The organism is Neobacillus niacini (genome assembly GCF_036961885.1).
Lineage (GTDB): Bacteria > Bacillota > Bacilli > Bacillales > Cytobacillaceae > Neobacillus > Neobacillus niacini_H.
On sequence record NZ_JBALNQ010000009.1, the window covers coordinates 38980 to 52665 of the forward strand.

Sequence of the window (13686 nt, forward strand, 5' to 3'; positions counted from 1 at the left end):
GGCAAAATATTGATTTTTGCCTCTTTGTTTTCTGTTTTTATATTATGCAGAAATTTTATTCAAGAAAATCTGCGGTAAAGAATTTATCTTGTTTCCATTCGCCATTTTTAACTTCCATTAAAGCATATGAAGATACAACATTTCCGTGTTGGTCAAAGTCGATTGGACCAGAGGCACCTTGATAGTCAATATCGTTTCCTGCACGCAGTTCCTTAAGACCCTCTTCAAATGTAGTTACTATCTTGCCCGGTGGGTTTGTAACTTCACGGATTTTTTCATTTATTGCCTTACCGCTTGCTTCGCCTGCTGCTTCCATTGCTAAAGCGGATGCAATTAATAGGTCATACGTATTGGCATTGTAATATCCGCCAGATGGTTTAGCTTTAAACTTTGCTTCATAGTCCTTATTGAAACGTTTAAAGCCTTCGTTATTTTCATCCTCCATTGGAATGATTGTCTTAATTCCTTCAGCGATATCCTTTCCAATAACATCAATGAATTCTTGAACAGCAACATCAGGTGTTATATACCAATCCCATTCGTATCCTCTTTGCTTTGCTGACTTAAAAATTGTTGGGGCTGTGTCAATGGCACCAGAATAATACACTAATTTTGGATTTACGTCTGCAATCTTTTTCAATTCCCCATTATACGTATTCTGACCTGAATTGAAGGTTACTTCAGCCAGAACCTTCCCACCTAAACCTTCATATGTTTCTCTAAATCTCTCAACGTCACTTTGAGCACCTTCATAGTTTCCAACCATAATGGCTATTTCTTTTACTCCGCTTTCAATTAATACCTTTGCACGTACCTCTCCTATTGTTGAGTCTGAAGCGGCTGTTCTGAATGCATAATTTCCGCCAACCTCATCAAGTTCTGTTGAACCTGCAAAGGCTGACATAATTGGTACTTTTGATTTTGGCGCTTCTTTTAATAAGGCAAGCATAGATTCTGTCTCTGGCCCAATTGCTACTACTGCCTTATCAGCGTTTACCAGCTTTTGAAAACCCTTAATTGAGCCTTCCACAGTAGAAGCAGTATCTACGTCGATGATATTAATCTTCTTCCCATCAAGGATACCGCCTGCTGCGTTAATTTCATCCTTTGCTAGAAGAATAGAATTAATATTTTCTTTCGTAAAGGCTCCAAGCCAGCCAGTTAGCCCTGATAAGAACCCAACATTCACATCCCCGCCACTATTAGAACCACTATTCCCTGAACTTCCTGTGGAGCTTGCACACCCCGTCATTACTGTTAATGCGGTACAAATTGAAATAGCTGCCATCGAAACTTTTTTCATTTTCCTTCCTCCTCCTTAGTGGCCCAAGAATAGCTCTTCTAAATTTTCTTCTTCCAAAAATTGTTTTCCAGTCCGTTCCATTTTAATGATTCCAGAATCCATTAAATAAACACGATCTGCGTGTTTTAACACTTCTTTTGGATTTTCCTCTACAACCCAGATCACGGTTGTGCCTTTATCTCGAATCTCAACAATCATGTCGATAAGACCTTGAATAATCTGCGGAGCCAATCCCGTTATCGGTTCATCTAGGAGAAGAAATTTCGGATTTACAATCAATGCACTTGCTAAAGCGAGCATTTGTCTTTCCCCGCCGCTTAACGTTCCTGCTTTTTGTCCAATTCTTTCTTTCAGGCGTGGAAACATCTCTAGCATTTCATTAATCTTTTCTTTTTGCTTTTTTAATGTATACGCACCCATTTCAAGATTTTCAAGAACAGTTAAATCCGCAAATACATTTTTTCGCTGGGGAACATAACCTAGTCCCATTCTTGCTATATCACTTGGAGGTAATTGGTCAATCCGCTTTCCTTGGAAGGTAATAGAACCGCTCATTAATGGCAGCAAACCACTTATCGTATGCATTAACGTAGTTTTTCCAGCTCCATTAGACCCAATGATTCCTACCATTTCTCCCTGATTAACATGAAGGTTTATCTCATGTAAAATCGGGATTTTCCCATATCCAGAAACGACATCCTTTACTTCAAGAAAGCTCATCTTAACTCGCCCCCAGATATACAGATTTAACCTGTTCATTATTTGAAATTTCTTCAGGAGTACCTGAGGCGATTAACTCCCCATTTGCCAGGCAATAAATACGATCACAAATCCGATAAATGAAACCTAGATTATGATCGATTACTAGGAAGGTCATTCCTTCGCTTCTAAGCCTTAAAATATGCTGGACCATTTTATCTAGCATCACCGGGTTTACACCAGAAGCTGGTTCATCAAGAAGCATAATTTTCGGACTAGCCATTAACTGCCTGCACAATTCCAATAGTTTTAGCTCTGCGGCACTTAAATTTTCAGCAAGCTCGTTTCGCTTATCAAATAAATTAAACTGCCTGAGAAGTCCACAAACCTTTGCATAATGTTCCTGTTCCCTTTGAATAATTTTTTTTCTAAAAAGGAATATGGAAAATATCCCTTCTCCTTCATTTGGAGGAACAACCATTAGATTTTCAAGCAAACTTAGTTTCGGAAACCCAACAGGAGTTTGAAAGGTTCTTAATAATCCTTTCTCGACTACACCATCTGGAGTGGCTGTATCAATTTTTTCGTTTAAGAAGGTAATCTGTCCCGAATTTGAAGGTAAAAATAAACTAATCATATTAAAAAGGGTTGTTTTCCCAGCACCATTTGGTCCTATTAATCCAACAATTTCACCTTGATTAACCTCTAATGTCACATCTTTAACTGCTTGAACTCCACCAAAGTTCTTACTCAGCCCCTTGACTTGCAACATTTTCCCTTACCCCCTTCGGTTCGAGGATTAACGAATTATGATGAAATTTAAATAGCTTCTCGACTGATTTGAACTTTTCTGCAATTAATCCTTGAGGCAAGAATCGTAGAACGAGAATCAACATCATCCCAGAGATAAATTGACGTAATCCTGCTAAGACAACGCTATATTCTGCAGCAACAGGTATAAAGCGCGTACCTTCTTGGACGAGAATTAGTACGAATGCACCCATTACTGCTCCACGGTTATTACCAATCCCGCCTAAAACAAGTGCGGTCCAAACTGTAAATGTGATTGTGGATGTAAACATATTTGGTGCAATGATCGACATGTACCACACATAAAAGCAGCCAACAATACCAACCATGGAACTGCTCAATACAAACACTTTTAACTTTGTGGAGAATATTTTCTTCCCAATAGACTGGGTTACTAGTTCGTTTTCCCGAATTGCTCTCATGTACCTGCCCATTGGCGAATCTGCCAATCGCTGGGCAAAGATATAAAATAGAACCAAGGTTAAAAGCACTAACCCTGAGAAAAATAACATATAATTGGAACCTGGAATTATGTCTTGAAATGGTTTATCTAAGCCGAAAAAACCAATATTTCCATTTGTTAACCATTCCTCGTTACCTGCTATGATTCTAATGATTTCAGCAAAAGCAAAGGTTGTAATTAATAAATACTCATTCTGTAACCGAAGGGAGGTATACCCGATAAATAAACTCAGTAAACCGGTAATAACGGCAGCTCCAATGACACCCGCAATCATTGGGAGCCCAAGCCCCTCTGGAGCATCAATAGTGAGCAAGGTATAGGAATAGGCGCCTACTGCAAAATAACCGACAACTCCTAAATCCCATAATCCAAGTAATCCGCCATTCACATTCAATGCTACAGCAAGCATTGCATAGATACCGCCTAATGCAATCAGACCTGAAAGGAAAACTAAAATCTCCATTAATGAGCACCTCGCTTGGATAGACCCTGAGGGCGTATTAACAACACTAAGATGACAATAACAAAGGCAATTGCTGTTCTGTAAGAGGTAGGAACTATCATTGTACTAACATCCATACTTAATCCAATAATGAGGGCAGCAAGCATTGTCCCGTAAAGGTTCCCCATACCCCCAACAATTACCACGGACATGATAATTAAAATTTGCTGCCAGCCTAACTCCATATTCAAAGTCCCTGTCATTGCAAGGAGAATTCCGGCTAATCCGGCTAATCCCGAAGAGATCAGCCAAACATAATCGGATAGTTTCTTAGAATTGATTCCTCGAATTTGGGCTAAATCACGATTCTCAGCCATTGCTCTGAAGCCTTTACCATTTTTGGTTTTTGTTAAGATGAAATGAAGCACAATTACACAAACTATCGAAATAAGGATAATTAGTAATTCTTGATAAGAAAGGAGCTGCCGCCCAAACAATTCGATCATATTACTTGTCTCAAGTCCAAAAGTTCGAATCTGAGGGCCAACAATTGCCTGAACCACTCCGTAGATTACCCATGAAAGACCGATAGAAGTAAAGAGTAAGACTAGAATTCCACTTTTACGTACTGGGAAATAGAAAACCTTCGCAAATAATAATCCCAACACCGCTGTAGCAATAACAGAACAAATCATAGAAAGAGCAAACGGGAAGTTGAGTACGCTTTTAAAAAGATAGGCCATGTAAGCACCTATTAAGAGCATTTGTCCATGAGCAATATTTAAGAAGTTTTCTGTTTTCCAAACCATTGAAAAACCGATGGAAGCTATTATCAAAATACAACCAGTGATTATTCCATAAATAATGTAATCCATCTTCAGCCTCCCCTTTTATTTTTTATTATCACTGTGCTTATATTGTTTATAGAGTAAAAAAAAGATCGAAAGAATTTAATAATTTAATAAACTTCCTGCAATTCAGCTTCCACTATTAAACTTCTTAGTTTATTTGGACTAATAGGGAGTGTGTTTATTTCGATATTTAATGGTTTCATTGCATCGCATACTGCATTTGCAATCGCAGCAGGGGGACTAATCGCACCGCCTTCTCCAACTCCCTTGATCCCCATTGGATTGTGAGGTGATAAGTATTCCTGGTGGCCCATTTCAACATTAGGAATTTCCATTGATGTTGGGATTAAATAATCCATATAAGTTCCGGTTATTAATTGACCGTTTTTATCGTAAATAATCTCTTCATAGAGAGCACCGCCAATTCCTTGAGCAACTCCACCTTGAATTTGCCCATCCACAATCTTCGGGTTGATAACTCGGCCACAATCATGTACTACAATATAACGATGGATGTTAACAAATCCTGTTTCCTTGTCAACTTCCACAACCGCTACATGAAAACCTGAAGAAAATGTCACGGTAAGCGGAACAAAATAGTAAGTGGCACTTGCTCCTGGTTCTATTCCTTTTGGAACCTTACAGCGCGGTCCTGGTCTAGAAGCCTGAGCAATTTCCTGTAGAGAAACTCCTTTAGCTGGATCATTTTTAAGATATACTTTTCCACCATGCATTTCTAATACATCCGATGAAACTCCGAGCATTACTCCAGCTGTAGCGATAAGTTTTTCCTTTAATTGTTTTGAAGCCCCTTGTACCGCGGACCCTGCCGTAACGGCTCCTCTGCTGGCAAAAGTGCCAACACCATATGGCAGTAAACTTGTATCTCCTGCCCGTACAGTTACCTGCTCGGGGTTCACTCCAAATACATCTGCACATATTTGAGAGAATGTGGTCTCATGACTTTGACCGTGTGGGCTTGAACCAACTCCGACCAAAATATGACCTGTTGGATCGATTTTAACAACAGCCCCTTCAAAAGGACCAATACCTGTTCCTTCAATATAGGATGAAAAGCCAATGCCAATATATTTACCCTTTTTTCTAGCGTCCTCTTGCTGTTGGCGGAACTCCTCATAATCAACGATTTTCATGGCTTGTTTTAATGACTCAGTATAATTTCCATTTTCTAAAACCATATTGGCTCCATCCCGGTAAAAAATCCCTGTGTCATATGGCATATGTTCAGGTCGTACAAAATTCCTCATTGACACTTCCACCGGATCAAGATTTAACTTAGAGGCAATCATATAAATAATTCGATCCATAACGTATACCGCTTCCGGTCTTCCTGCGCCACGATAAGGGACGTTAGGTGTTTTATTGGTCAAGACGATTCGACCAGTAATATTATAATTTGGAATGTGATACATTCCCCTTAAATGAGCAGCCGAATTATAGGCACAGCATAAGGCAAAGGAATTATGTGCACCATTATCCAGCAAGAACTGATCTTTTAATCCAAGGATTGTTCCATCATTTTTAAAAGCAACCTCCACGTCATGTACCTGATCACGTGAATGTCTAGTACTTTGCATGTGTTCAAGGCGGTCTTCAATCCACTTAACAGGTCGCTTGTATTTCATTGCAAGATAGGGAATGATGATTTCTTCCGGATAGACGGCGCATTTCGGACCAAAGCCTCCCCCTACATCTGGGGCTACAACACGGATGCTGTCTTCCACCAACCCAACAAGCTTTGAAAGATAGGACCTAACCATATACGGTACTTGTGTAGATGACCAAACTTCAAGCTGTTGATTCCGCTCCTCATATTCGGCAATTACCCCTCTTGTTTCAAGCGGATTTCCAGATACTCTAGGAGTTGTTATTCGTGTTTTTAAAATATGATTAGCCTGTTTAAAGGCATAGTCGATATCTCCAACTTTCACCTCAAAATGTGATTGGATATTATTGCCCAGCTCTTGATGAATGACAGGTGCGTCATCCTTAATTGTTTCAAAAGGATCCGTGACCACAGGCAAAGCTTCATATTCAACTTTAATCAAGGCAAGTGCATCCTCAGCAACATAGCGGTCTACAGCTAATACAATGGCAACCGCTTGACCGACAAACGTTACTTTATCTTTAGCCAGCATGGGTTCAGGGTTTTTCTTGATGGTTGGTTTAATATCAGCTTCTAGCTGTGGGGGCAAAGTGAATTCTACAAATTCAGTAAATGGTTTTACGCTGCCCTCTAAGTCGTCTGCTATGATGACATCAAGAACACCCTCATAATTTTTTGCCTGAGAAGGATCTATGTTTTTTATTTTGGCATGGGCATAAGGACTTCTTAAAATTGCCGCTTCCACCATATTTTCAATTCGAATATCAGCGACAAACCTTCCGGAACCCGTGAGAAGCCGATAATCCTCTTTTCTTTTTACATTCTGGCCAACAAATTGTTTCACAACGAATCCTCCTTGTTAACATTACAAAACGTATGCCTCTTTTACAGCTTTAATAATATTGCTGTATCCGGTACAACGACAAAGGTTACCAGAAATCGCTTCGCGGATTTCTTCATCTGTTGGTAAATCAGGATGATTCTCCATGAAGTTTTTGACTGACATTAGAAAACCTGGAGTACAAAACCCACATTGTAAGGCATGATTGTCGGCAAACGCTTTTTGTATCGGATGGAGGGATCCATCATCTCCAGCTAGTGATTCCACAGTCTCAACTTCTAAGCCATCGGCCTGAACAGCCAGCATCAAACAGGAACGAACAGGCTCACCATCAATTAAAACCGTACATGCTCCGCAAACACCATGTTCACATCCTACATGTGTTCCAGTTAAACCAAGTTTATCCCGTAAAAAGTCTGATAACAGCCATCGAGATTCAATCTCTTTTACTATTAAACTTCCATTAACTTTTATTTTAACGGTATTCATACTCATGCGATTACTCCTTCCCTCGCCCGTTCAACAGCCTTATATAATGCCCTTTCTAGTAAAACACCCGATAAATATCGGCGGTATTCCTTCGAGCCGTGTATATCACCTTCTGGATCAAGTTCATCTAATTGAAGAACAGCAGCTTCTTTTAGAATGGAATCGTCTGGCAGCTTTCCAATTAAAAATCCTTCTGTTTCTTCTGGGATAAAAGGAACAGAATTTGCACCGCCTAATGCGATTTTTGCATCTGCAATCGTCCCATCCGTATTCAGTTCTATGACTGCGGCTACCTCTACTAAAGCAAAATCCCCATGTCGTCTAGCAACCTCTTCAAAGGCATATCCACTTCCCTTTTTTATTTTCGGAAAACGGATTTCCTTTACAAGTTGATTTGGCTCCAGGGAGGTTAATAAATAACTTAGAAAGAATTCCTGAGGTGAAAAGATCATTTCCTCCTCGTTTGAAACGATAACGATTTCCCCTCTTAAAGCGGTTAACATACATGGCAGTTCAGCTGAAGGATCAGCATGAGCAATACTCCCGCCTATCGTTCCTCTCGTCCTGATTTGATTATGTCCTACCCACCGGATCCCTTCAGACAAAAGTGGACATTTTTCTCTAATTAATGGTGATTTTTCTACATCTGCATGCCGAGTCATCCCGCCGATAACAATGGTATCTTCCTCATCTCTTATCCCTTTCAATTCTTCAACTCTGCCAATATCTATTATGTAGGCAGGAGTTGACAGCCTCATGTTTAATAATGGAATCAAACTTTGACCTCCGGACATGATTTTGGCCTCGTCTCCATATTCAGCCAACATTTCAAGTGCTTCTAAGAGATTATTAGGTCTTAGATAGGAGAACTTTGGGGGCTTCATTAAGTTGACCTCCTTATACTAGTTTTATTTACTTTTATTAATATTTTCCCGATAATAAGCTTCCAGCGTTGGGGACAAATGTTTCCAACTCCAATTGCTTTAATATTTTATATACAGTTGAGGTGCCTGCAGTTAACACTGGTAACCCAAGCTCGTCTTCAACCTTTTGAACAGCTGGGAGAGATGGCATTTGAACACACGCAGAAAGAACGATAGCATCAGCTCCATCAATGTTTAACTTTTTCGCAATGGCAGGAAGATTATTGGGATCTAATCGCCCAACATCCAAATTATCAGGTACTTCAAGACTAATCGAATCAATCACTTCAATCCCACTTTGTTCTAAATAATCAATTACCGTCTCAGTTAATGGTTTCATGTACGGCGTAATAATGGAGACCTTCTTTGCATTAATGGTTTTTATACCCTCTACTAATGCTCCGGCACTACTAATAACAGGGGCTGCTCCCCCGTTTTCAACCGTGGCACCATACAGTCTTTTTTCAGAGCTTAGATGGTAACCAGCTCCCTGGCACATAATTGCTACAAGACAGGCATAAGCAAGAATATCACAGCGGGCATCCGATAATTCGACCGCACACCGGTCACTTTCCACATCCATCTTAGATAATTCCTCTTTTGAAACATGCTTCATTCTCATCCTGCTTGAATGAAAAGTGAATGAGGCTTCTGAAGATTCAGTCATCTTAGAATGCAGCATTGCAGGAATTTCAGTTTCCATTGTTGTGTTGGAGCTAGGAACTATTAGTCCTACTCGATAATTTTTTTTCATTCTTTTATTTCCACCTTTTACGTTTTTTTGGACAACCATATTTATTTTTATTATTCGACTTCTACAATGGAATTTTCAGCTGTCTCTAGTGATACAGCTATGACCACCTTTTGAATATCTTTGAAAAACTTGCCAGCTAGAAATTTAGCCACTCCTGCGAGTACCCTATTCCCTACACTCGCAATTGTACCGCCGATAACAGCGTCACACTTCCATTCAAGTCTTGATCCACCCTCCATCTCAAAAATCCTACAATGCATTTGGGCTTCTACATGACCTGGAGAACCACTGCCAGATGCATGGAGAATATAATAATTTGGTTTATCTACACCTTCAATTTTCACCTTACCGATATATTCTCCTTTGACGGCAGCAACACCCAATTTTAAAACTACATCATATTCCCCATTTTCTTTTAAGACTAATTCATGACAGCCCGGAATTACTTTTTTTAAAATTTCTTCATCTAGAAGTGAGTCCCATAACTGATTTACATCCATCGAAAATTTCGCTTCGCCTTCAAGATTCATCTGTTCAAACACCCCTTATAATCTAATGATAGTTTACTAGTTAGCATGTTTTTAATTATACATAGTTCTGTATTTTCTGAATATTTTAGTTAACGACATATTGTGACATTTATTTTTAAAAGGTATTTCTCCAATCATTATTGATCTATATTTTTAAATATAATTCATCAAAAGTTCATCAATTGGTTTTTTTACAAGACTCGAAAATTCCTCAAATGCTTGATTAGCATTTATATCTATACCAATTAAAGTAATAAATGGATTACTTTCAAATTCTAAAAAGATCTCCCAGCTAACCCTATCCCTAGTAAGCTGAACTAAATAAATCTTATTATCTTCTTCTAATTGGACAAATCCTTTTGCCCTAATTAAGTTTGGCTTTAGAAGAGAGAAATATTCTTCTATTATACTTTTAGTCACTTTAATTGGAACAGGAATTGCTATTGTTGATAAATAATCATATGAAGGTTGGTCTCCTGCAAACTCATGATTTTCAGAGGTTTTGAATGAATCCTTTCGATCGCTTTTTTTGCATGCCCTTTTAACATTTAGAAGTTTATCCAGGCAAACCTTACCTAAGGTTGTGAATGTAATCTCAGCCGATTCATTTAACTCTTTAATTACTTTTTCCATTTTGGGTCTAAGCCCATCCGCTACATTATCCATCTTATTGACGATAATACAATCCGCAGAAGATAGTTGTCTAGCATATGTGGTCCTCATATCGAAAGATGTTATCCCTGAAATAGTTTCAGCATCCACTAGCGTAACTACACTTTTCACAAACACTCGGGAAATTAATTCCTTTTTCAACATTTCATCCATGACTTCCTCTGGATTTGCAATACCTGTTAATTCCACAAAAATGATTTGTGGATTCGTTCTTAATAGTTGTTCAAAGCTATTTATCAGATCACTTTTTTTACTACAACAGACACATCCGTCAGAAAGTGATTGTATAGGTACAGAACTTCTTCCGTTTATAATGTGACTGTCAACATCCATTTTTCCAAATTCATTCATGAGTATTCCAGATGTTATCTCTTTTCGCTCTGATTCTTTTAGCAAATTCAATAATACAGTTGTTTTTCCACTCCCTAAAAATCCACTTAATATGATAACGGGAACTCTATTCATAATACTTGCACCCATTTATAACAAGAAGCTCAGGTTTCCGAGAAATTCGTTATTATTAATCAGTTCTACTTTTTTAGAAGCAATCTTCCAAGAGTGACCGTAGATCCTCAGCTTGTGTTCAAATCTGCCGGAATATATCGTTTGGATCCCGCGTCTTAATTCCACAATAATAAAATTTGAACTAACCGTAAGCGAGTATTCCTCTCTTTCTAGAACTTTAACATTGGTGATTAAATGTCTTGTTCTCGATTGTGGGTCCTGTCCATATGCTAAACCACTTTGTAATCGCCACACTCGTTCATCCAATCGCTCTTTACTATCATAAATAATAGATACATGCGTATTCGGATCATAGTGATCTTTATTAGAAGGAATCCAATACCAAGCATCCTCCGTAAATAAGTCTAACCATTCACTAAATTTTCCTTCATCTAAATAAGAGGCTTCATCTATAAGAAAAGCTTCTATATCCTTTCGGTCTACAAGAACTTCATTCATTTTCATGCCTCCTATAATAATCGTTTATTCTTTCACCATTAGTCGTTTCCATTCTTTGTATAATGCTCGAGCAGAAACCTCGTCACTCGAAGTGGCAGTAATAATTCCATCTTCATCTATTTCTTCGCGATTCATACCACGGCTTATCTCCATCCAATCTTCATTCATACTCTTTGCCTTTAGGCCTTCCATGACTCGATCAAAACCAACTTCCAGATCATCTACGGTACCAAAACCTGCTGGTCCATAGAAACCTTCATGCTTTCTTAACCGGCTGGCATTTTCCTCAACGGATGCTCCCTTAAGCATGATTGGATACAGACTGACATACGTTTTATTCACGGAAATAGGTCTAGTGATACGAACTTGAGAACCAACAAATCCGAGGTTAGGGAATATAATTAGATTAAAAGGCAATGCGCCTATTCCAAGGTCTCCGTCTAATTCATATAAGGAATGTCCATTCCCCAAATCACGAATTTTTTCGTTCTTATGCATCTTTGAAAAATTAATTTTCTTTCCTGTTTTGTTCGCTATTAAATTGAAGAAGCTTCGATGGGTAACACTTAAATGATAGGGGTCAATCGTATTCTCCACCTGAAGCTTCCAATTGCCATCAAAGCTATATTTATGAACACCTGCATTTAACGCAATACCATCAGGTCCTGTATTTGCCACATAATCGATATATTTGCGCGCGTGCCCTAAATGGTCCTCAAGGCTCGGTACATCTTCAGATAAACTAGCAAAGATAAAACCCTGGTATACCTCAACCTTGGGTACTTTAATTAATCCCATTTTACAGCGGTCAAAGTTTTTATCATACCCATCCTGGAATGGCATTCCCGTCAAATCACCATTATTTGCATACGTCCAACCATGGTATGCACAACGGAAATAGTTTGCATTTCCTTGTTCCTGCTGACAAACAGTAGCAGCTCTATGACGGCAACGGTTAAAGACAACATGGATTTCATCAGTATCAGAGTCACGTGTTACAATTACCGGATTGGTTCCTATAATGGTTGTCTTGTAGTCACCTGAATTAGCAATCTCACTTTCATGCGCAACGTAAACCCATGTATTTTCAAAGATATTCTTCATTTCTTTTTGAAAAATTATCTCATCCGTATAGACATCTCCATGGACTGAACCTTCTTTAATCAGATCAGAAATTTTCACCGTTTCCATTGGTCTTCTCACCTATCTTCCTTAATAGATTCGTTTACAACTGCAACATGAATACATCCATCTTCTCCATAAGCATGCATTCTCACTGCTTTTGCCGCTTCTTCTATTGGAAAACTATGCGTAACCATCTTTTCAAGAGGATATTTTCTTGATTCAATTACCCGTAATGCCACCCCAACAGCTTTAGTTGGACGGCCCAGGACTCCTTTTATCGTTAAAAGCTTCCAAGTAATTTTACTAGACATTAGATTTTGCGATAACTTTTCATCTGTTCCAGAATGAACGATAGTTGCTCTAAGTCCAGCCAAATTCAAAGCTGTTACTAATTGTTGAGGAGCTGTTGCTGCATTAATGATGGTATCTGCCATCTTCCCTTCTGTTACATCATGAACCTCTTTAACGAGATCCTGAGTATCTGCATAGAAAGTGTGCGTGGCACCGAATTCCTTTGCTAATTTCAAACGGTGTTTATCCTTTGACATTCCCGTAACGATGATCTTACCCGCACCAGCTTCTTTCGCCCCGATTACAGCACCAAGACCCATAGGTCCTGGTCCTTGAATAAGTACAGTGTCACCAACTTTGGTGTTACCAACTTCTTGAACCCAGTGAATTCCATTTGAAATCGGAATATATAATTGTAAAAGTTCTGGTGTTACATCTGGACTCGCTTTATGAATAATGGAATTCGGGTGCAAGTACATATATTCTGCAAAGCCCCCCCATAAAGCTGTTTTATCATTGTCTATGTTCATCGCACCATAGCGCAAATCAAAACATTGTTGATAATAACCGGTAAGACAATTATTGCAGGTACCGCATGGAATATACTCTTCCACTACCACTCGGTCCCCTTCTTTTAACCCCCAGCGCTCTGCAGCCTTATGTCCCAAGTTCGTCACTCTTCCAACTATTTCATGGCCAATCACACACGGGAGTTGGAATACCCCATTTGCGCCATTTAAATAGGCTTCACTATCAAATCCACAAACCCCGCAGGCTTCAACATGGAGAAGTCCGTCATTTTCTCCTGTTTCAGGGATTGGGAACTCCATGATTTCTATTGTTTCTTTAGCAGTAAGAACAGCTGCTTTTACTTTGGTCAATTTAATTCCCCCCACTTAATCC

Annotated in this window: 14 protein-coding genes; all 14 read right to left on the reverse strand. The window is 39.0% G+C overall.

The window, feature by feature from the left end; all coding sequences use genetic code 11:
• Nucleotides 1-55: 55 nt before the first annotated feature.
• The 14 genes from V7124_RS04950 to V7124_RS05015 all read right to left on the reverse strand — a co-directional run bounded on the left by V7124_RS04950 (nt 56) and on the right by V7124_RS05015 (nt 13664).
• Nucleotides 56-1303, reverse strand: coding sequence for an ABC transporter substrate-binding protein (locus V7124_RS04950; protein ID WP_335486760.1), 1248 nt, complete (start codon nt 1301-1303; stop codon nt 56-58).
• A 15-nt stretch (nt 1304-1318) separates the two neighbouring features.
• Nucleotides 1319-2023, reverse strand: a complete 705-nt coding sequence (locus V7124_RS04955) for an ABC transporter ATP-binding protein (RefSeq protein ID WP_335486763.1) — start codon at nt 2021-2023, stop codon at nt 1319-1321.
• Nucleotide 2024: 1 nt separating this feature from the next.
• Nucleotides 2025-2774: an ABC transporter ATP-binding protein gene (locus V7124_RS04960; protein ID WP_335413683.1), complete on the reverse strand. Its 750-nt coding sequence runs from the start codon at nt 2772-2774 to the stop codon at nt 2025-2027.
• Nucleotides 2749-3738 (reverse strand): branched-chain amino acid ABC transporter permease, encoded by a 990-nt coding sequence (locus V7124_RS04965; protein ID WP_335413681.1) that lies wholly within the window; start codon nt 3736-3738, stop codon nt 2749-2751. Before V7124_RS04965 ends, V7124_RS04960 begins: the two co-directional genes overlap by 26 nt.
• Nucleotides 3738-4592 (reverse strand): branched-chain amino acid ABC transporter permease, encoded by an 855-nt coding sequence (locus V7124_RS04970; RefSeq protein ID WP_335413677.1) that lies wholly within the window; start codon nt 4590-4592, stop codon nt 3738-3740. Before V7124_RS04970 ends, V7124_RS04965 begins: the two co-directional genes overlap by 1 nt.
• 83 nt (nt 4593-4675) lie before the next feature.
• Nucleotides 4676-7039, reverse strand: coding sequence for a xanthine dehydrogenase family protein molybdopterin-binding subunit (locus V7124_RS04975; RefSeq protein ID WP_335486766.1), 2364 nt, complete (start codon nt 7037-7039; stop codon nt 4676-4678).
• A gap of 21 nt (nt 7040-7060) precedes the next feature.
• Nucleotides 7061-7531, reverse strand: a complete 471-nt coding sequence (locus V7124_RS04980; protein ID WP_335413672.1) for a (2Fe-2S)-binding protein — start codon at nt 7529-7531, stop codon at nt 7061-7063.
• Nucleotides 7528-8409, reverse strand: a complete 882-nt coding sequence (locus tag V7124_RS04985; RefSeq protein WP_335413670.1) for an FAD binding domain-containing protein — start codon at nt 8407-8409, stop codon at nt 7528-7530. The genes V7124_RS04980 and V7124_RS04985 overlap by 4 nt, the downstream gene beginning before the upstream one ends.
• Before the next feature lie 37 nt (nt 8410-8446).
• Entirely contained in the window at nt 8447-9202 is a 756-nt protein-coding gene (locus V7124_RS04990; RefSeq protein ID WP_335413668.1) for a maleate cis-trans isomerase family protein, read from the reverse strand.
• Between the two features lie 50 nt (nt 9203-9252).
• Nucleotides 9253-9732, reverse strand: coding sequence for an SRPBCC family protein (locus V7124_RS04995; protein ID WP_335413664.1), 480 nt, complete (start codon nt 9730-9732; stop codon nt 9253-9255).
• A gap of 153 nt (nt 9733-9885) precedes the next feature.
• A complete protein-coding gene (locus V7124_RS05000) occupies nt 9886-10884 on the reverse strand; it encodes a CobW family GTP-binding protein (RefSeq protein WP_335486769.1) in 999 nt (332 codons plus the stop codon).
• Nucleotides 10885-11367: an aromatic-ring-hydroxylating dioxygenase subunit beta gene (locus V7124_RS05005; protein ID WP_335413659.1), complete on the reverse strand. Its 483-nt coding sequence runs from the start codon at nt 11365-11367 to the stop codon at nt 10885-10887.
• A 24-nt stretch (nt 11368-11391) separates the two neighbouring features.
• The gene (locus tag V7124_RS05010; protein ID WP_335413655.1) at nt 11392-12558 is read right to left on the reverse strand and encodes an aromatic ring-hydroxylating oxygenase subunit alpha; all 1167 of its coding nucleotides are present in this window, start codon (nt 12556-12558) and stop codon (nt 11392-11394) included.
• Nucleotides 12559-12566: 8 nt separating this feature from the next.
• Entirely contained in the window at nt 12567-13664 is a 1098-nt protein-coding gene (locus V7124_RS05015) for a zinc-dependent alcohol dehydrogenase (RefSeq protein WP_335413652.1), read from the reverse strand.
• Nucleotides 13665-13686: the final 22 nt, after the last annotated feature.